This is a genomic window from Coleofasciculus chthonoplastes PCC 7420 (assembly GCF_000155555.1).
Lineage (GTDB): Bacteria > Cyanobacteriota > Cyanobacteriia > Cyanobacteriales > Coleofasciculaceae > Coleofasciculus > Coleofasciculus chthonoplastes_A.
Window position 1 is genome coordinate 168,278 of sequence record NZ_DS989845.1, and the last position, 19,548, is coordinate 187,825.

General features: G+C 46.7%; 14 protein-coding genes. 10 read left to right on the forward strand and 4 right to left on the reverse strand.

Annotation, left to right across the window (positions count from 1 at the left end; all coding sequences use genetic code 11):
• Positions 1 to 19 precede the first annotated feature (19 nt).
• Entirely contained in the window at positions 20 to 1,192 is a 1,173-nt protein-coding gene (locus MC7420_RS08280; RefSeq protein WP_006099894.1) for a glycosyltransferase, read from the reverse strand.
• A gap of 272 nt (positions 1,193 to 1,464) precedes the next feature.
• On the opposite strand from MC7420_RS08280, the gene MC7420_RS08285 reads away from it, so the two are divergent.
• The 5 genes from MC7420_RS08285 (at position 1,465) to MC7420_RS08305 (ending at position 7,704) form a co-directional block, all read left to right on the forward strand.
• Positions 1,465 to 2,400, forward strand: a complete 936-nt coding sequence (locus MC7420_RS08285) for a sulfotransferase family protein (RefSeq protein WP_157453088.1) — start codon at positions 1,465 to 1,467, stop codon at positions 2,398 to 2,400.
• On the forward strand, positions 2,345 to 3,253 hold the full coding sequence (locus MC7420_RS08290; protein ID WP_063712003.1) for a sulfotransferase family protein: 909 nt from the start codon (positions 2,345 to 2,347) through the stop codon (positions 3,251 to 3,253). Before MC7420_RS08285 ends, MC7420_RS08290 begins: the two co-directional genes overlap by 56 nt.
• A 271-nt stretch (positions 3,254 to 3,524) precedes the next feature.
• Positions 3,525 to 5,507 (forward strand): molecular chaperone HtpG, encoded by a 1,983-nt coding sequence (gene htpG, locus MC7420_RS08295; protein WP_006099730.1) that lies wholly within the window; start codon positions 3,525 to 3,527, stop codon positions 5,505 to 5,507.
• 251 nt (positions 5,508 to 5,758) lie between these two features.
• Positions 5,759 to 6,709: a hormogonium polysaccharide biosynthesis glycosyltransferase HpsE gene (gene hpsE / locus MC7420_RS08300; protein WP_006099922.1), complete on the forward strand. Its 951-nt coding sequence runs from the start codon at positions 5,759 to 5,761 to the stop codon at positions 6,707 to 6,709.
• Positions 6,710 to 6,729: 20 nt separating this feature from the next.
• Positions 6,730 to 7,704: a glycosyltransferase gene (locus MC7420_RS08305; protein ID WP_006099775.1), complete on the forward strand. Its 975-nt coding sequence runs from the start codon at positions 6,730 to 6,732 to the stop codon at positions 7,702 to 7,704.
• Between the two features lie 30 nt (positions 7,705 to 7,734).
• Here MC7420_RS08305 and MC7420_RS08310 read toward each other — a convergent pair whose 3' ends face one another.
• Positions 7,735 to 8,712, reverse strand: a complete 978-nt coding sequence (locus MC7420_RS08310) for a glycosyltransferase (protein ID WP_006099896.1) — start codon at positions 8,710 to 8,712, stop codon at positions 7,735 to 7,737.
• A 309-nt stretch (positions 8,713 to 9,021) separates the two neighbouring features.
• On the opposite strand from MC7420_RS08310, the gene rpmB reads away from it, so the two are divergent.
• Positions 9,022 to 9,258 (forward strand): 50S ribosomal protein L28, encoded by a 237-nt coding sequence (gene rpmB, locus MC7420_RS08315; protein ID WP_006099802.1) that lies wholly within the window; start codon positions 9,022 to 9,024, stop codon positions 9,256 to 9,258.
• A 33-nt stretch (positions 9,259 to 9,291) separates the two neighbouring features.
• On the opposite strand, the gene MC7420_RS08320 is transcribed toward rpmB, so the two are convergent.
• Positions 9,292 to 10,299, reverse strand: coding sequence for a glycosyltransferase (locus tag MC7420_RS08320; protein WP_006099651.1), 1,008 nt, complete (start codon positions 10,297 to 10,299; stop codon positions 9,292 to 9,294).
• A gap of 68 nt (positions 10,300 to 10,367) precedes the next feature.
• Positions 10,368 to 11,144: an FkbM family methyltransferase gene (locus MC7420_RS08325; protein WP_006099695.1), complete on the reverse strand. Its 777-nt coding sequence runs from the start codon at positions 11,142 to 11,144 to the stop codon at positions 10,368 to 10,370.
• Positions 11,145 to 11,691: 547 nt separating this feature from the next.
• Between MC7420_RS08325 and hpsA the strand changes: the two genes are divergently transcribed.
• From hpsA to MC7420_RS08345, 4 genes are all read left to right on the forward strand, one after another.
• Positions 11,692 to 16,845: a hormogonium polysaccharide biosynthesis protein HpsA gene (hpsA, locus tag MC7420_RS08330; protein ID WP_006099928.1), complete on the forward strand. Its 5,154-nt coding sequence runs from the start codon at positions 11,692 to 11,694 to the stop codon at positions 16,843 to 16,845.
• Positions 16,846 to 16,911: 66 nt separating this feature from the next.
• Positions 16,912 to 17,595 (forward strand): hormogonium polysaccharide secretion pseudopilin HpsB, encoded by a 684-nt coding sequence (gene hpsB, locus MC7420_RS08335; protein ID WP_006099636.1) that lies wholly within the window; start codon positions 16,912 to 16,914, stop codon positions 17,593 to 17,595.
• A 43-nt stretch (positions 17,596 to 17,638) separates the two neighbouring features.
• Positions 17,639 to 18,664 carry a hormogonium polysaccharide secretion pseudopilin HpsC gene (gene hpsC, locus MC7420_RS08340; RefSeq protein ID WP_044205860.1) on the forward strand — a complete coding sequence of 342 codons (1,026 nt, stop codon included), beginning with the start codon at positions 17,639 to 17,641 and terminating at the stop codon, positions 18,662 to 18,664.
• 39 nt (positions 18,665 to 18,703) lie between these two features.
• A complete protein-coding gene (locus MC7420_RS08345; RefSeq protein ID WP_006099627.1) occupies positions 18,704 to 19,375 on the forward strand; it encodes a pilus assembly FimT family protein in 672 nt (223 codons plus the stop codon).
• Positions 19,376 to 19,548: the final 173 nt, after the last annotated feature.

Below are 19,548 nucleotides of genomic sequence, written 5' to 3' on the forward strand. Positions count from 1 at the left end.
AAAAGGCAAAATAGTTGAATTAGCAAAATGCTTTAGGTTTTTGTAAAATACGGTCGTATACCGCTTCTAATTGGGGACTGTTGAGCTTTATGTTAAACTTCGACTCTACCTGTTGGCGTCCCGCGATCGCAAACTGTTTTCTGAGTTGTTCGTTACTGGCTAAAGTCAGGATATTTTCAGCCAAGGCTTGCCAGTCTTTTTCGGCAGCCAGGAAACCCGTTTCGCCGTGGATAATCGCCTCCGGGATGCCAGCGTGCATGGAACTGACGACGGGTACTTCCATGGCTTGGGCTTCGAGTAGGGTTATCGGTAGCCCCTCGCAGTTGTGGTAAATGTCGGTAACGCTGGGGAGACAAAGTAACATCGCTTGATTCAGCCAATCCCGAACCACATCTGAGGGTTGCGCCCCTAAAAAGCGATAGCGTTTCAGGGCATGGGCAGCTTGCTGTTCTAGGGTTGAGCGTAGTCCACCATCACCAATAACCACCAGTTCTAGATCGGGTCGTACTGATTGTACCTGAGCCATCGCTTGAATTAAATATTGACACCCCTTTTTTTCTACCAGTCGCCCGACGAATAGCACCACTGGCTGACGCGACGGGTGGGGCTGTGGGGCAAACTTGTCCACATCAATGCCAATGTAGTGAACGAGTATCTTATCCGGGGGACAGCCTTTTTCAATCAGTTTCGTGCGAATAAATTCAGACACGGCGATACAAAAGTGGGCTGTTTTGAATAAATGTCGTCGCCGCCAGAAATACACACGGGTTAAGGGATGGGGACCAAACATATTACTCAGATCATCGCTGCTGTCCTGATTCACTGTGATATCGTACCCATGAAAGGTGACAATTAGGGGAATTTTCAGCCGTTGCCTCATGGGTAATGCCCAAACGCCATCGGGTCCAAAATGAGCATGAATTAGCCGGGGCGAGAGTTGTTTGAGGCGACGAAACCAGTCCGGATAGCCTAAACCAGTGATTAGAAATAATAGCTTTCGTCTTAGGGTGAGTTTCGCCATCTCGCTGAGAACAAGGGTTCTCTGGGCAGGTAGGGGATAGTTTCTGCCGCGACACCGGGATGTTCCCACGTAGAATCCGGTGTAGGATTTATAGTTTTCCACTTGCGCGGGAATAAATGTTTCCGAGTAGGGTAGGAGCGTGTCTCGGTAGATAATAATGTTATTTTCCATACACAAGTGGCGGTGGGTCAGACGCTATTTTACATTTAACACATATTCAGTTAAAATCCAAGCAACTTGCTACCACTGGGTCTTGCTCCTTGGGACTTTCATGTCCTAATCGTTGATTATTTTCAGGTTATTTTCTAAAAACCTGTTCTGTCATTTCTTTAGGGTAAATGTACTTCCAATCTAGGTAAAAGCTCACTTTTGGGAGTTTTTCCTCCTTGTCCCTTGCAAAATCAACTATTCCATAACTCCTTCGTTAACAAGGTATTAAAGCAATGTATCAGGGAACGATTCTTCTACCAACCCTCGTTAAACAGTTGCCACGGGCTTCAGTTCAATGGGTCAATCACTTGAGAAATGCGTACAAACAGCAGATTGCCCAGATTCATCCGGCTCCGATTATCATTTTAGGGCATCAAAAGTCAGGAACAACGGCGATTGCGGCTTTATTGGGTCAAATATTGGGTCAGTCTGTTACCATTGACCCCTTCCACCACATTGACCTCCAAGCTCATCTGCGGCAGAAACTTGTTAACCAAGAACTGGCGTTTAATCATGTGGTACAAGAACACAAGTTCTATTTTTCGACTCCCATCATCAAAGATCCGAACTTTACATTTCTCTATGATGATGTCAGTCAGTGCTTTCCCCAAGCCACATTCGTTCAGGTGATGCGCGATCCTCGGCAGATGATTCGCAGTGTCTTGAATCGACTGCAACTTCCGGGAAACTTGCCCGCCTTGGAGGGGAACTGGTGTAAACAGTTGCAAAAAATGCCAGCCAAGGGTTGGTCTCTCATGTTAGCGGGGGAGCTTCCTCACGTCGAGGGCAGTAATTACATTGAACGACTCGCTCACCGGTGGAGCTGGGCAACTGATACCTATCAAGCTCATCGGGATAAGATAAATCTGATCCGCTATGAAGATTTTGTCCAGGATAAGACCAACACCATTCGTGATTTAGCCTTACGGGTGGGATTAAACCCAATTAACGATATTTCGGCTCAAGTCAATATCCAGTATCAACCCTGTGGCAACTATCGGGTGAATTGGTTAGAATTCTTTGGCAAGGATAACTTGCAAACGATTGAAACGATTTGTGGAACTCGGATGCAGTCCTTCGGTTATCACCTATCCCCATTGCCCATCACGTCTGATGCCACCAGCGATAAAGTTCCTCATTTTTCAGGTTTTGCAGCCGCGTTTGTATAGACCTGTCTTTATTGTATCGGCACCTCGGTCAGGGTCGAGTTATTTGTATGAAATTACTCGACGCCTACCAGAGGTTTGGTCGTTTGACAAAGAGAATGATCCCTTATGGTTTCAGTTTTTTCCCTATCAGCGATTATCTGTGCCCACCGATTATATTTCGCCAGCCGAATGTACCCCGGACATTATTAAGGCGTTTCGCCGGGAACTGCTAATCGAAAACCTACGCCATCGCCGCCCCTCTCGCTGGCGGGATGGCTTTGATTATGGCTTACTGAGAAAAACCGTGCGCTATTTGGAGAAAACCGTTGCCAATTGTTTTCATTTAGAGGCGCTGCGGCTGATGTTTCCGGATGCTTTGTTGGTGCATCTGGTTCGTGATGGTCGAGCCTGTGTTTCTTCTATGATGGAGGGTTGGCATTCCGGGGTTTTCTGGAAGCGCCCTTTACCGTTTCCTGAAGCGGCGACGATTTCCCATTGGTGTTATCCGATTCCACCGGGTTGGCAAACCGTGGTTCACCAGTCATTAGCCGAGATTTGCGCCTGGAGTTGGGTGGAGCATAATCGTTATGTGCTGGAGTGGGAACGGGCAAATCCGGATTGGCACAAGCGGTTGATCCGAATTTCTTATGAACAGCTTTTAGCTGATCCCCAGGCGGTATTGGAGCAGTTTTGTCAGTTCACCGGATGGAACATGTCCCAGGAAAGTCTTCAGTATATCCAGGAAGGGCGTCTCAGTTGGACTACGGTTTCCCAGCCGCAAACGGATAAGTGGAAACAGAAGAATGGGCAGGCGATTAACCAGGTGATGCCCATTATTGCACCGATGATGCAACAATTGGGCTATGCAGTTTGACCTCTGATTAGGGTTTAATGCCAGTGCCAATAATTCTGGGAGGCATCATCACGGTTTGAATCTGAACCTCGTTTAAGCCTTATGCCTCCGTGTACAGATTTCTTCGTAGATACTATAGATGGCTGGATGCATATTTTTTACGTCTGTGCCTAAATCCTATGGGGATGAGTGCGGAGATCCGTATTCTTGAACGGGGGCTATCTGTTCCCCCAAAATTCGGGCGATCGCACACAATCGTACTGAAGAACCGAACCATTACAGAGTGTCACCTATGACTGTACTAGAACAGGGACAGATTACAATTCATACCGAGAATATCTTTCCCATTATCAAGAAGTCCCTCTACACCGACCATGAAATCTTCTTACGGGAATTGGTCTCCAACGCCGTAGACGCCATCCAAAAGCTGAAGATGGTGTCTTACTCTGGGGAAGTTGATGGGGATGTGGGAGAACCAGAAATTACTATTTCCCTGGATAAAAATAACCAGACTCTCTCCGTCTCTGATAACGGGATTGGCATGACCGCCGAGGAGGTGAAAAAATACATTAACCAAGTCGCCTTCTCCAGCGCCGAAGAGTTTATCCAGAAATACCAAAAAGACGCTGATCAACAGATTATCGGTCACTTTGGTCTCGGCTTCTACTCCTGCTTCATGGTGGCGAAAAACGTCGAGATTGATACCCTCTCCTACCAAGCCGGGGCTGAGGCGGTACATTGGTCCTGTGATGGGTCTCCCCAGTTTGAACTGTCGGAGTCGTCCCGCAAAGAACGGGGAACCACGATTACGCTGACGCTACAGGATGAAGAGACCGAATATGTCGAACCTGCCCGAATTCGTCAACTGGTGAAAAAGTACTGCGACTTCATGCCAGTGCCGATTAAGCTAGATGGGGAGGAACTGAATCAGCACAAGGCACTGTGGAAGCAATCGCCACGGGATCTCAAGGATGAGGATTACTTAGAATTTTATCGCTATCTGTATCCGTTTCAGGAAGACCCCCTACTGTGGGTGCATCTGAAGACGGATTATCCGTTCCTGCTGAATGGGATTCTCTATTTCCCTAAACTGAAGCCAGATGTGGATGTGACCAAGGGTCATATCAAGCTATTCTGTAATCAGGTCTTTGTCAGCGATAACTGTGAAGAAGTTATTCCTAACTTCCTCATGCCGCTGCGCGGGGTGATTGATAGTCCCGATATTCCCATCAATGTGTCCCGTTCCGCCCTGACTAATGACCGGACGGTGCGCCGGATTGCCGATTTTATCGCCAAGAAAATCGCCGACCGCCTCAACCAACTGTATACTGAGCAACGCCAAGACTATATCCGCTGCTGGCAAGATGTCGGCACTTTTGTTAAGTTTGGGGCGCTGAATAACGACAAGTTCAAAAAGCAAGTCGAAGATATTATTCTCTATCGCACCACCTATTCGGCAGACTCAGCCAGTAAACCCAAGACGCCAGAGGTAGAAGTGCAGTCGCAAGAGGACGATGCTTGGCAAGAAGTGAGTTCAGGGGAAGTGAATCAGGATGAGCAGGGACGAACCTATACGACGCTGAAGGAGTATTTAGACCGCAACAAAGCCAAGCACGAGAACCACGTCTTCTACTGTACTGATGAAGCCGCCCAAGCCACTTATGTGGAACTGCACAAGAATCAGGGCTTAGAAGTCCTCTATATGGACTCGTTTATCGACACCCACTTTATCAGTTTCCTGGAACAGGAATATTCGGATGTCAAGTTTTCGCGGGTAGACTCAGAGTTAGATAATACCCTGGTTGACCAAGATAAGGCGGCGGACATCGTTGATCCCAAAACCAATAAGACTCGTAGCGAACTGGTGAAGGAGTTATTTGAGCAGGCGATAAATAAGTCCAAGGTGAATGTGAAAACCCAGGCGCTGAAGTCCGATGACCCCCAAGGGACTCCCCCGGCGATGGTGCTGTTACCGGAAGCCATGCGACGGTTGCAGGATATGACGGCTTTGTTGCAGCAGCAAGCGGCGCAGTTTCCTGAGGAACATATTTTAGTGGTGAATACGGCACACCCCTTGATTGAGAACTTAGTCGAGATTAGTCAGGGGAGTATTGTTCAAGGCGTGGGTCAATCTCCCAGTGGGGAATTAGCCAACCTGATTTGTCAACATGTTTATGATTTGGCATTAATGGCGCAACGCGGCTTTGACGCCAATGGAATGAAGGCATTTGTGGAACGGTCAAATCAGGTGTTGACCCGGTTGACCGCCAAATAGGGAAGGGATCAAGCTTTTCCAGTCAGTGAGGTACACAGAACCCCGACGTCGTAGAGACGTCGGGGCTTTTGCGTAGATAGACCGTCAACGTCAGCTCAAAACCAGGGAAACAGGAGAAGTGCGGAATCTGGGATAAATGCACTTGCCCAGCCGGACATGATATAACTGACTAGGATACATGAGATGAAAATTTTCGATATTTTACGTATTGTAAAATATTTGACTAAATTCTTAATAATTTGAACGGACAGATGTCTCTTGACTTTACTTTAGCCATTCCCACTTATAATGGCGCTAACTGTTTGCCGAAGTTGCTAGATCAACTCCGACAGCAAATCGGTTTAGAACAGATTTCTTGGGAAATTATTGTTGTTAATAATAATAGTAGCGATAATACAGCCCAAGTGGTGCAGGAGTATCAAGCCACTTGGCTACCCGGTGTTCCTTTCAAGTACATTTTTGAACCGGAACAGGGCGCCGCTTTTGCTAGATTACGGGCGGTGCAAGAGGCGCAGGGGGAACTGATTGGATTTTTAGATGATGATAACTTACCTAATCCGGATTGGATCGCCCAAGCTTATTTATTTGCCCAAGAACATCCCCAAGCCGGTGCATTTAGTGGACAAATTCATGGGGAGTTTGAAGTCGAACCGCCGGAAAATTTCCAGCGCATTCAATCCTTTTTAGCCATTCGGGAACATGGTTCCACGCCTCATCAATTTGAGCCGCAAAACTTGAGATTACCACCTGCTGCTTCGTTAGTGGTGCGGAAAAAAGCCTGGTGTGAGAGTGTTCCGTCGCGTCCCACATTAACGGGTAAATTACCCGGAATGATGATACAGGGTGATGATTATGAACCCTTACTGTATATGTATAAAGCGGGATGGGAAATTTGGTATCATCCCCATTTGCATACCTATCATCAAATACCACGCTGGCGCTTAGAACGGGATTATTTACTCTCTATTTCCCGGGGGTGTGGATTAGCGACATGTCAGCTACGGATGGTTAATGCTCAACCTTGGCAAAAACCGCTGATTGTTATTCGCAATTTTTTGGGTAGCTTACGTCGAGTTGTTTTGCAGTTGCTCAAGTATCGGGGTCAATTAAATAATAATCTAATTGCGGCTTGTGAACTGGAATTTTTTTGGGGAAGTTTAATAAGTTCGTTTTTGGTTGTGAAACGCCGCCGATTAATATAAATAAATGAGTCCGAAATATTATGCCCATAATTTCCGTTATTATTCCTGCCTATAACGCTGAAAAAACGATTAAAGAAACGATTGAATCTGTTTTAAATCAAACCGTAACAGATTTTGAGGTATTGGTGATTAATGATGGCTCTACAGATGGAACGCTGAACGTTATTGACGGGATAAAAGACGAACGTTTGCGGGTATTTTCCTATCCTCATGCTGGAGTAGCACTGACTCGCAATCGGGGACTTGTTCATGCGGTGGGAGAGTATATTTCTTTCCTCGATGCGGATGACTTGTGGACACCCGATAAACTTGAAGCCCAACTCAAGGCGTTACAAGAAAATCCCCAAGCGGCTGTAGCCTATAGCTGGACAGATTGGATTGATGAATTGAGACAATTTTTGCGACCGGGGGGTTATATTACTGAAAATGGTCGGGTTTACGAAAAGTTGTTAGTCCGAGATTTTATCGAAAGTGGCTCAAATCCCTTAATTCGCGCTGAAGCGTTTCAGAGTGTGGGAAACTTTGATGAATCCTTAGAATTTTCAGAAGACTGGGATATGTGGTTGCGCCTAGCGGCTTGCTATGAGTTTGTCGCGGTGCCATCGGCTCAAATTTTATATCGAATTTCCCCGAATTCTGCCTCATTTAATGTGTGGAAAATGGAAGCCGGAAGTTTGCGTGTGCTAGAAAAAGCTTGGGCGCAAATTACCCCATCTATACAACACCGGAAACGAGAAATTCTGGGAAATCGTTATAAATATCTTACGTGTAAAGCTATTGAGGGAAATTTGGAACGACGTAGAGGATTAGTCGCCGTGCGGTTTTTCTGGCAAGCGATTCTCAATGATCCCGCTTGGCTACGACGAGGCAAACTGATGTTAATCGTTTTCTTAAAAATTGGATTGGCAATTCTACTTTCTCCTCAACAAGCTCAAGGGATACGAACAAGCTTGAGAAAATGGTTTTCCAAAGAGCGTCCGTTTCAACGGCAATAATTTATATTATAATTTCATTTTAATTTAAGATCACGGATTTAATTTAATATAGCCCAGGATGGTATCCGTATTTAGCCATTTTCCCCAGATTAAATTATCAGTGAGTCGCGCAGAAAGCAGAGTGACTAGACCACTTTTTAAGAAAACTTTCCAAGTTACTCGTTTGTGCCATAGCTCAGGTTGGTGGTGTAACACTTGCCGCCAAAAGCGTACCGCTATTTTACCCGCTTGGGGGTCTGGAACTCCTGCCAAGACTTTGTAGGTTAGGTATTTATATAAATTAGCCAAACTCGGCTTTTTTAAGTGCTGCACAGAGTCAGGGGCTTGAGCAAATGCCTGGTCAATTACCTGTAAACATGCGGCTTCTTGTCTAACAACATTTGCAGACATGGAAGTTGTCGATAGTCGATAGAAAACTTGGGGGGATGGAACGACGGCAAACTCATAGTTAACCGCCAACCGCAACCACATGTCCCAATCCTCAGCCGCCGGAAGAGATTCATTGAAATAACCGACTTTCTTGAACGCTTCAGAGCGAATTAAAAGATTTGAGCCGTTTTCGATAAAATCGGTTAATAAAAGTTGGGCATAAACATTGCCGCTAACTGTGGTATAGTTGCCTCGGCGGGAAAATTGACCCGATTCATCAATACAATCAGTCCAACTAAAGGCTACAGCCGCTTGGGGATTATCTAGTAATGCCTTGAGTTGAGCTTCTAGTTTATTCCCTGTCCACAAATCATCCGCATCGATGAAGGAAATATAGTCTCCACTAGCCAATTGAATTCCTCGGTTACGACTGGTGGCTAAACCGGCATTGGGGAAGGAAAATACTTTTAAGCGGGAATCGGAAATACTCCTGACAATATCTAGGGTTGAATCTTGTGAGCCATCATCAATCACAATCAGTTCAAAATTGGAAAAGGTTTGGTTAATGACGGATTCGATTGTCTGTCGAATTGTCTTCTCACCGTTGTAGACGGGAATCACAACAGAAATAAGTGACATACTCTGTAATTATATTTGCCAGGGCATTTCATTATCATAACTTCCTGGGTAAACCCATCTAAAAGTTCTTGACAAAAACCCTAACGTCTGAATTTAAATAAGGGTGGGTTAGGGTCGAGAGCAAAGGTAACCGACAAGGCTTCTGTCGGGCAAGAGGATGAGACACACAGAACCAATGACACCAGCTCTAGTCAAAAGTCGCTAACATAAGAGTCTGTAGTCAATGCTTGACTTGCTGGAGGCACAGCCTGTGCCAACAAGGAACCCAGGTTAGGTCAGTACCACTCAACGATAATGACGAGGATTATTATGTCACGCAAATGTCAACTCACTGGTAAAAAGGCAAACAATGCCTACGCTATCTCCCACTCCCACCGCCGCACCAAGAAACTCCAAGAAGCTAATCTGCAATGGAAGCGCGTCTGGTGGCAAGAAGGCAATCGCTGGGTGAAGCTGAGACTCTCCACCAAGGCGATTAAGACACTGGAGAAGAAAGGATTGCAAGCGATGGCGAAGGAAGCGGGGATTAACCTGAAGCATTATTGAGCAAATTAGAAGATAAGGTGGGGTAGGCAATGCTTACCCTACTTCGGAGCCACTGGACATCAAGTCTGAAGGGAGTGGGGTTTTAATGTGAACGAGTAAAGCTCTAATGTCGGAGAGTTGTTTCATCGCAGCTAGCTGTTGCTGGGGTAAGAAAGTTACCAGAACAATTTTTAATAAGACTTTCCAGATCACTCGCGTTTTGAGCAAAGTCGGATCATTAATCAGGGATTGCCAAAGAAACCGGGCTGCGGTTAAGCCTCTTTCTGGAACCGATGACCCTTCTAATGCCTTGAAAGTGAGGTATTTGTAGAGATTAGCCCGACTTGGCTTCTTTAAGTCATCGCAGGATTCACTCGCCTGAGCCAACGCTCGTTCCATGACCTGTAAACTAGCTCTTTCTAATTGAAGCACATTGGTAGACATGGACTGGGCAGACACGCGATATAAAATTTGGGGTTTGGGTATGGCGACAAAATGAAATTTAGCCGCTAACCGCAGCCACATATCCCAATCTTGAGCTGCGGGAAGTGACTCGTCAAAGTTACCAACTTCACTCAATGCCTGTCGGCGAATTAGGGGGTTGGAGCCATTTTCTAAAAAATTAACCAATAACAACTGGGCGAAAACATTGCCATTGGCGGTAATATGACAGCCGGGACGCAGGAACTGACTGGATTCATCAATACAGTTACTCCAACTATACGCCACGGCAGCTTGGGGATTTTTTGTTAATGCTTTGAGTTGAAGTTCTAGTTTATCAGGAGTCCACAGATCATCCGCATCGATAAAGGAAATATATTCACTACTAGCATGGCTTAACCCGCGATTTCGGCTCACCGCTAAGCCGCCATTGGGATAAGAAAATACCTGTAAACGAGGGTCTTGAATTTGCGACACAATTTCTAGTGAAGAATCGGTTGAGCCATCATTGATAATAATGAGTTCCAAGTCGGAAAAGGTTTGGCTTAATACCGATTGAATGGTCTCTTGAATCGTCGTTTCACTGTTGTAAAGGGGGATGATTACAGAAATCAGGGACATATTTTTTACACAAATAGCAAGAATAGCAAGTTTAGAGTCTTTTGAGGGTGGCTATAGTCTTTAATAAATTAAAGTTGGCGCTCTAAAAATAATTCTTCTGTTGTGGAAATTTTAGGATGAATTTTAAAGCCCCATTGATGTAACTTGGCTTTAACGAATTCTACTTTTTCTCGTCCGATTATCCGTTCGTGCAGTTCGATGACGAGTTTCTTGACGTTGTGGAAATGGGCATAGTTTAATAATTCATATTCTCCGCCTTCAATATCAATAATTAAGAACGTGGGATTGAGGCGTTTAATTTCTTGATTAAAAGATTTTACAGTAACCTGTATGGCTTTGGCATCGGGATGACGCTGTATCGTGGAAGACGACCAAAAGTTTTTCTCGATATAAAACTGATGGGTTCCTTCTCGCTCTCCAATCAGACAAATTTCTAGGTGGGGAGAGACTTGATTGATGGCGTAATTTTGGCGAATCGGGAGTTCTAGCTCTGGATTGGCTTCAAAGGTAAAGACTCGTTCTGAACCGATGCGTTTGGCACAGTAACTGGAGAGTAAACCAATCCCCGTCCCGATTTCCATGACAATATCATTGGGGGTAAGTTTAGCCTTGACGATTCTCAGTTCATTTTGCTCGTAGTAACCCGCATAGATATCGTTAAGGACATCATCAGAGATGTGAGAGTTCAGGCAAATTTTTATGCCTTCATACTCTAACACCTTAGGCTTTTTGAATTGACGATACTTTAATAGAAGTTTAGGTTTTAGTCCTTGATTGTATTCCAATTTAATCCGCCGCTGTAGGCGAGTAAGTAAGTTAGCGGATGATTGATGTAAATTCAGCATTTTTAAGCAATGGCGAGGAAGGACTGCTCAACGTCTACACCTCATGTAAACTGAACACGGATTGGCTGAAGCACAACCCGGTACATGTCCCATTAGTATAACCTCTAGAATTTTCACAGCCAAAGTTTCCCAGCCGTTCTGAAGGCAGAGGTAGCCGGAGTGTCGGGGCGGGGTGGAGCGATAACGTCCCTAACGTGGGCAAGATTTGGCGTTGGGGTGATCATTTTTCTCGCCCAAGTGGGTAAGCTAGATGTAGAAACTCACTGACTGAGTGTTATATACAGTTGAATGGTCAGCCAGGTGATGGGTTCAGACTGCATCAAGTAACTTAATAATTCTGTCGGGAGAGGGAACTTACTCCTTGAGGCATTGCCTCATAATCATACAAGGGGGGTTGATGCTCATCCGGAAAAATCTTGAGCGTCTTGCTAGTAGGGTGGCAACAACAGGTTGAATATAGTGCCTTAATCTGCACTGTTCGGCTATCCTATCCGTATAGACAGAGACGCTTATCAGCAGATCCCCTCAAACTTACGAGGACGTCACTATGTCAATCCCTAAGAAATTAGCTAAGGTTATTCAAACTCTATATCGAGAAAGTATAAAGACAGCGCAGGCACTCCCCAAACGTTTGATGACGTGGCTGTTGCGGAACTTGATGATTTTGCGTCATCGCAGCCATTTGACTAGAGCGGGATTTATTCTACCAACGGTGACAATGGTGATCTTGGTTGTGGCGTTGCTGACGACGGCGATCGTGTTTCGCTCCTTTGATCGGGCGAAAAATGCGAGTAACGTCCGGGTTAACGAAGCAGTGTTGAAGGCAGCGACTCCAGCCATTGATCGGGCGAAAGCCAAATTAGACGAACTCTTTACTGACCCCACCCTACCCCGCGCTACGCCATCAGAGGAAGCTTTAGCAAACGTTTTTACACAAAAGAAAACAAAGTACACCTTAGGGGATGAGGAACGCTTGGAAATTGAAGGCGAGGGCGACCCCGTTTGGCGCTTCCCGGTTGATACCAATAACGATGGTAAATTCGATAGCTTTACTTACTATGGCATCTTCTTCAAAACGCCGCTAGACGAGCAGGCAAGCGCCAGAGATCCCGAGGAAATGGAAGCTCGTACCCCGCCCATGGATGAGGGGACAACGAATAAGCAATGTACAGAACTCCTTGCCACTAGCGCGAGTTTGGTCGGCGGTCGCGGTTATTATAAAGTGGGTTCAAAGTTAAAGAAAAGTATTTTTGTTTACACGGCAACCGTTCCGATCACCGACCTGACCGGACTTGATCAGGATACGTATCAGGAATTTCCAGGAGGGAACAAAGGATTTTCTGCATTAGAGTATCAGCAAGACCGAGCCCGGATTCCCCTCTCTAACAACGCTGTAGTTTACGAAGATGATTTGGCAATTACGCCTGGTCAAGGGACAACATTCAACCTGAATGGGCGGATTATGACCAACGGTAACTTACTGATTGGTAATGACGCTAACGCTAATAATCCAACGATTAATTTATATCTAGTCAGTAGTGCAAAGTCCTGTTTCTATCAGGAAGAAAATAGCAAGATTTTGGTCGGCGGAAATGTGGGGATCGGCGCACCGGATGGTCCTGAGCGATCGGCGGGTGCCAATGTTCATACGTTTGAGGAGGGCGTCGCCGCTGCGGGTACGCCGCCTGGAACGGAAGGTTTAGGGACGGGTAATAAGTCGGTGACCAATAATCCCCAGGAGATTACCTCGAATAATTTGGCTTATGCCCAACGGATTGACCATCTGGTTAACAATACGACGGGTGGTGATCCAGATGAAGTCGCAAACCGATCCGCTGGCACCTCTCGCGACAAAGCCCTAGAAAACTACTTTCTAGAGCGTACCCGCCGCGTGCCATTTGTAGAAGTGAGTTTGGGCGGGGCTCAAACATTGCAAGATCCGACCGGGTCGGGAGACGAACTACGACCTGTAGATACGTGGATATTGCCATTTGACAAGACCAATAACAACACCAGTAACAATAGTCTGAGTCTGAAGTTCAATGGAGATTTCCTTGACCCGCCCGCCACAGAACCGGAAACTCAGCAAAGCTTGGGTAAGGAGAAACGACTGGGCGATCGCTTGTTGGTGGGGAATGCCCTACCGACGAAGTGGTGGAATGGCGATAGCTTTGCGGGAGAGGAGACGGAACAACCCGTGCTTAAAAGTGGAAATCCGGTCTTCTGGGATGAACCCGATGACGAACCTCGCTTCCGCACCACCCAAATGCGAACTCTCTCGGATTTGGGTGATACAGATCGCAATGGTTTCTGGGAAAGAAAGGCAGCCCAACAACCGACGCAACCGTTAGAAGGCATTGGCGGACTGCGTGTGGTTACCGGGGCGGGACTTTATGTGGATGATAATAGTATCACTGGTGATATCCCCGGCTATCCCCGCAACAATCCAACCAAAGACTCGGGGACATTGGAATCGTATTTACCCGTTCCCAGTTGGGATCTGCGGTTTGTTGATCCTGGCGATAGTGACCCAAACCGGATTCATGTCAGTGACCTCACCGCTACACTCGGTGACACCCCGATAATTGTTTGGCCCGATACGATGCCGATGAGCGGGGGCGAGGGTGATCTGACTGGGAATAATGGTGGGGCGGGGATGGTTACCTCTGATTTTGACCAAAAGGGCGACCTGTTAATGAGAGCCTCAGTCGTCTACCACTACGGCAGTGGTGCTGGCACTAATCCCGCTGAAGAAGACGGAAATAAGAATCAGACCCCGATCGCTTGTGTCAGTAGCTACTATGACCCAACTGATGCGATCACCGCCCAAAATGACCCGACTGTAATTGGGAATTGGGCAAATCCCTTAGCCACACAGCAAGCTGATTTCCCAGCAGGTCGGACGGGAAAATCGAACAATGGTATTGTTTACACCTATTCCTCAGTGAATGGAATTCCCGAGTCTAGGCTAACCCGACAGGCAAGACTGGTGTATCCCGATGGGCGCTTGGTGAATGAACCGTTGCTGAAGGCGCTGAATACACCAGGACCCGATCGCCTGTGGGCAGATTATGCCGCTATCCATGCTGCCAAATGCGCTGAGGGAATTTTAAGGGGGGTTGCCTCTGTGGATAGTTCGGGTACGATTCCCCACGGCGCTATCTACGAAACCACACTGTTAGATGCCCGACAGCTAAAAGCAATTCACCAGCAATTGCCTCAATACCTGGGGTCGAATCCCGACTATGACCTGGAGATTGAAGACCGTCAGCCTTCAGAAGTTCGGGTCACGGTTTTGGATCTACAGAAACTACGCACGACAAGAGCTACAGCATCCGCCAGTGGTCCCTCACCCGAGTTCCTCTTGCCCAATAGCGGTATTATCTATGCCAGCCGTGATGATGCTTTACCTGACTTGAGTCATGACCCGACTAATTTGACTGACATTGACACGAGGGAGCGATTTAGTCCAGTAGACTTTAAACTCGACCCCACCCGCCGTCCTAACGGGATTATGCTGCGAAACGGCACGATACTGGCTCGTCAAGATCAGAGTAACTCATTTATCTTGACTTCACCACCAGGGGCAGAGAAGGGGTTGATTTTGGCTTCTAACTTGCCTGTCTACGTTAAGGCGGATCTCAACTCCGAGATCGCTGGCTCGACAGAAACAGGGTTTAATCTGCATCAAAACCCAAGCGGCACTCTTGTTGAGGAGTTTAGTGACAACAGGCTAGCCGTTGCTGGCTGGACTAACGTCACCTTCTATAACCGTACTACCAAAGATCCCAGCTTTGCTTGTCGTGCTAATGACCCCAGACTGCCGAGTTGTAGCAGTGGCGGTGACCTATGGCGACCGGCGACGGTGCTGGGAGATAGCGTTACCCTGCTTTCGAGTAATTTTCGGTTTGGGTTCCGCAATGAAGGGGGGTATGACCAGAGGAATAATATGGGTAATGCTCAGATTAGTCTTGACTATAGTTCAAATCTACTCGCGGATCTCAAATCCATCGATCTCGATAATAGCGACACAACAGCCGCCACTTTTAACGAAACCGTGCTTAACTTAGACCTGAACAGAGATGGGGACAAAGTAGACAACATCACTGTAGATGAATCTAATCCGCCGCTCTCCCTCGTGCGGCTATTCAATGGTTTCTTTGACAATGATTATGGGACCAGTTATGACTGGGTCGATCCTGCAACGGGTCAACCCCAGGATTTGGATACTGTGGCTACAGGAACTCAGGGCAGTTCCTATCTCAACAATTACATAACCCCAATCCAACGACGAGTGGCTTTTTCTGAGTACGTTATGGAAATCTGCCGGCAAGTACCGGTTTCCAGTTGTGGTCCCAATGACTGGGTTGTGGGATTTGATATGAATGGAGATGGGGACGTTAATGACGCCGTGATATTTGATCTGGATAGAGATGCGAACGTTAACACAACGACCAACTTGGGCACCGCCGTTGACCCCGATGATAATGAAAAAGCTATTAAAGCGTTCCAGCTAGCTCAGGCTTTACTACAAGCAAACAGCAGCATAACCAATACGACAACTCCCACTTTGCTAGAGAATGGTGAAGTCAATTGGGCTACGGCGTTCACTACAGGCGGCAATAGTGCGAGTCCTTTAGACCGCTTGGGAGCTGGGACTACGGCAAGACCAGCCCTAGACTCAGCCGACCAACGCTATCCCCGCCGCGTTGCCTTTGCTCGGAATAATGCGGATCAGCTTGTAACGGATACTGTGGGTGGCAACTTAGTCTACAAACCCATGGGAGTGGGCTGTCCTCTAGATGCAACAGCTACAACCCCCACTAATAATGGATGTACCTATCCTCCAAACAATACTCGGACGGCGAACGTCCATTACGGCACCCTTACCACTACCAATAATGCCCTGTGGTTCAGGACAACCAACAATACAAGCGGGCAACCCAACCAAAACGAAAGTTACAGACCTGATAGACCTTTGTTCTATGACCCACCCATTTCCCCACTGGGTCAACCCCGGCTTGTACCCGTCCTACAGGTACATACTCTAACGAGCATTCCAGTTACAAATAGTAACGCTTTGCCTCTGGAAGGAACAGGCATTGAATGTTTGGAGACCACAAACTGGCTACAGCAAGCTAATCCCAACGGAGAAATATTTAACTTAATTGCGGCGGGTGGTGATACTCCCCCGCGCCCGAGGGAACAAAATGGCGGTTTAGAAAACTATGTGCGTTTGCTAGAAAGGTGGGCGGAGGATACCACAGCTTGTGGCACTATTAACACGCTCACAGCCCAAATCAGTGGTTCGTTCATTCAAACCAAGCGCAGTGCCTATGCTACGGCTCCCTTCCTCCAGTCACTGACCGATCCCAGTAATCCAACCCCACTTCCCAGTCGGTTTGGATACAACACCAGTCTCGCCGCTAAAAACACGGGTGCGGCATTCAATCGATACTCTCGCTTGCCCTACAGCAGCCAAAGTGGTGGACGCAACGCCTACTATACGGCGGCTAACCGTCTTTGGGGCTATGATGTCGGTTTGCTCAGTCAGTTACCGGACTTGTTCTCCCAACGGTTTACCACTCCACCGGCGGGCGAACCGGATGAGTTCTTGAGAGAGGTGGGGCGAAATGACCCCTGGGTGGAGGCTTTAGTTGATCAATCATGCCGGGATACCACGGCTAATGATGATTGCTGATAACCATGACCAGAAAGAGAAAGTCGAGCGACTGAATTGTGCAATAACTGAGTAGAGAGTCTAACCATGATGAGTAAACGCCAACTGTTCCACCCCCCCTCTAAACCCAATCAAGCCGGATTCACGGTTATTGAATCCTTGATGGCAATTATCGTGGTGTCTATCCTGATGATTGGACTCTCGCCCGTGATCGTTTTATCTGTTGCCACGCGGGTGCAAGCGCGACGGGTAGAACGGGCAACTCAAGCGGCTCGAACCTACATTGATGGCTTACAGGCAGGGACTATTGATTTTCCCCTACACACTGTTCCGGTAGCCGATGCCACAAATAAGAATTCATTTGCTGTCATTGGCGCTCCCAATAGTAGTGTCAACTTATCCTCTTGCTCGGGTAATACTTACTGCCAAAACACCGCGAGTGAAAGCCTATACTGTATCGATTTCGACGATGACGGGGGCTGTACCTCTGACAGTCTAATCGACATGATTGTACAAGGATATCGCAGCGTTCCGAGTGGCACGGGCACGGTAACTAGTCCTGAAAATAGTTACTTTCTCGGCGTGCGAGTTTACCGGGCAGATGCTTTCAGTGGCGGCAGAACTCTAACAGCCGGGACACAAAAAGCCACATTTACTGGGGGGACGGGTTTGAGCAGTAGTGAAGCTCCCCTGGTGGAAATGACGACAGAAGTTAATGCCAGTGAAGTCAATTACCAAAATTTGTGCGATCGCTTGGGGGGTTGTAACTAAATTGGACAAAGCTTAATTGGTTAGTAAGAAGGGAAAGCGCAAGATGTTCGCAACACTGAAATTTATCCTAGCCAGTCAGTTGAAACGCTCTCAATCAGCCCGAAACTTGAGCGGTTTTACCCTGATTGAACTGCTCGTCGCCATTATTATCGCGGCTCTGGTGATCACACCCTTATTAGGATTCGCGATCGATATCCTGCAAACCGACAGGAGAGAGCAAGCTAAAGCGACTACGGAGCAAGAACTTCAGGCAGCACTGGATTACATCGCCAGAGATTTGCAGCAGGCTGTTTATATCTATGATGAGCAGGGTTTAACCGAGATCAACAATACAGGACTAAACGCCGCTACCCGATCGGGAATCAGAAACCAAATACCGCCAATGGCTGGAACCACTGGCTGTGACAATACAACAACCACTTGTCAACCGATTCTCGTTTTCTGGAAGCGACAACACCTGGATAGACAACAAGTTGGAAATTTAAACATCGCCAGCCTGACACGCAATGATGGTACTTATGATGATGCGTTTATTTATTCTCTAGTCGGTTACTATTTGATTGAGGAGAACAATGGTCTTTGGTCAGATGAAACAGCTCGAATTGGTCGGTTTGAAATCAGAGATGGCATCCGTAATCCCAATGCCACAGCAACAAGAACAGAAGGGACGACAACGGTCAAGTACGATTTGTTACCGAGCCAAGGTTTCTCCAATTTCGACCTTTCCGTGTCTGGCAGCAATTTAGGCCAAAAGCTGAATCAGTGGACGAAACATCCGGATAGTTATAATACTAACGTTAACATTCTTGTAGACTATATTGACCAAAACGCCCCAACCCCAACCTGCCCAGTGGGGATGAGTCCTACCCAATCTGCATCTGATCTTGAAGGGGGGTTCTACGCCTGTGTTAATACTCCAGACAATACTATAGCTCAAGTGTATTTAAGGGGAAATGCCTTAGCTCGTATCCAGCAAGATACGGATAATGTTGATCGAGATGAAGCATCAACCTACTTCCCAACGGCAACGATGCAAATACAAAGAAAGGGGTTTCTGAATATTGACTAATGAGCTACCCAATTTGTCGCTAACAACCAGGAGAGTCGTATGAAAGACTGGACTTTATCGAAAATTTTATTATGGAAAACATTAGGGTCTAAAACATTGCCGTCGCGCTCAAAGAACTCCCCTTCCCGCGCACAAGGGTTTACACTGATAGAACTGATTGTGGTGATACTCATCATAGCAGTTCTAAGTGCGATTATCGCTCCGGGTTGGCTAGCGTTTGTCAACCGTCAACGGGTGGCGAAAGTGAATGATGGGGTGTTTAGTGCGATGCAGGAAGCGCAGCGGGAAGCGAAGCGGACGAAACGGAGTTACAGCGTTAGTTTCAAAACGGATTCAAATAATTTAAAGGTAGCGGTTTATCCAGAAGGAACAACAACTATACCCTGGAAACCTTTGAATGAGGGTTTAGATATTAAAGCCGGACAAGTGATTCTATGTTCTAACATTAATACGACAGCCAACACAATTGTAAGTCCGGCAACCTGTGATTTAAGCTCTGACGCGAAGAAAAGAACTATTCAATTTGATTATCAAGGAAATCTAGCCAAGGTAGCAGGAAATGCTCCTGATACATCGATAGGAGTTACTGTAGCGATTCCCCAGTCTAATGGAGGTACACAACCGATTGAAGCTACGGCTCGCTGTGTCATTGTTAAAACCTTAATTGGCTCAATGGCGATAGAAAAAGATTCAACTTGTCCTTTACCGTAATTTTTAAGTCGTTAGGGGTACTGGGTAACCACCATAGCGATTCTGTTGGTGGTGGATGTCTTGATTTATGGGTAAATAGAATTAAATTATCAACTTCTATTAACTTTAAAGACAAAACGATTCATTAAATTAACATTTTTGACATTCCCCTGTACAGAGAAAGACGCTTATCG

Excerpts from the sequence above, each read along its gene's own strand:
- MC7420_RS08345 (WP_006099627.1), top strand. The coding sequence starts at position 18,704 with ATGAAAGACTGGACTTTATCGAAAATTTTATTATGGAAAACATTAGGG.
- hpsB (WP_006099636.1), top strand. The coding sequence starts at position 16,912 with ATGATGAGTAAACGCCAACTGTTCCACCCCCCCTCTAAACCCAATCAA.
- MC7420_RS08320 (WP_006099651.1), bottom strand. The coding sequence starts at position 10,299 with ATGTCCCTGATTTCTGTAATCATCCCCCTTTACAACAGTGAAACGACG.
- MC7420_RS08280 (WP_006099894.1), bottom strand. The coding sequence starts at position 1,192 with ATGGAAAATAACATTATTATCTACCGAGACACGCTCCTACCCTACTCG.
- hpsE (WP_006099922.1), top strand. The coding sequence starts at position 5,759 with ATGTCTCTTGACTTTACTTTAGCCATTCCCACTTATAATGGCGCTAAC.
- MC7420_RS08310 (WP_006099896.1), bottom strand. The coding sequence starts at position 8,712 with ATGTCACTTATTTCTGTTGTGATTCCCGTCTACAACGGTGAGAAGACA.
- MC7420_RS08285 (WP_157453088.1), top strand. The coding sequence starts at position 1,465 with ATGTATCAGGGAACGATTCTTCTACCAACCCTCGTTAAACAGTTGCCA.
- hpsA (WP_006099928.1), top strand. The coding sequence starts at position 11,692 with ATGTCAATCCCTAAGAAATTAGCTAAGGTTATTCAAACTCTATATCGA.
- rpmB (WP_006099802.1), top strand. The coding sequence starts at position 9,022 with ATGTCACGCAAATGTCAACTCACTGGTAAAAAGGCAAACAATGCCTAC.
- MC7420_RS08290 (WP_063712003.1), top strand. The coding sequence starts at position 2,345 with ATGCCACCAGCGATAAAGTTCCTCATTTTTCAGGTTTTGCAGCCGCGT.
- htpG (WP_006099730.1), top strand. The coding sequence starts at position 3,525 with ATGACTGTACTAGAACAGGGACAGATTACAATTCATACCGAGAATATC.
- hpsC (WP_044205860.1), top strand. The coding sequence starts at position 17,639 with ATGTTCGCAACACTGAAATTTATCCTAGCCAGTCAGTTGAAACGCTCT.
- MC7420_RS08325 (WP_006099695.1), bottom strand. The coding sequence starts at position 11,144 with ATGCTGAATTTACATCAATCATCCGCTAACTTACTTACTCGCCTACAG.
- MC7420_RS08305 (WP_006099775.1), top strand. The coding sequence starts at position 6,730 with ATGCCCATAATTTCCGTTATTATTCCTGCCTATAACGCTGAAAAAACG.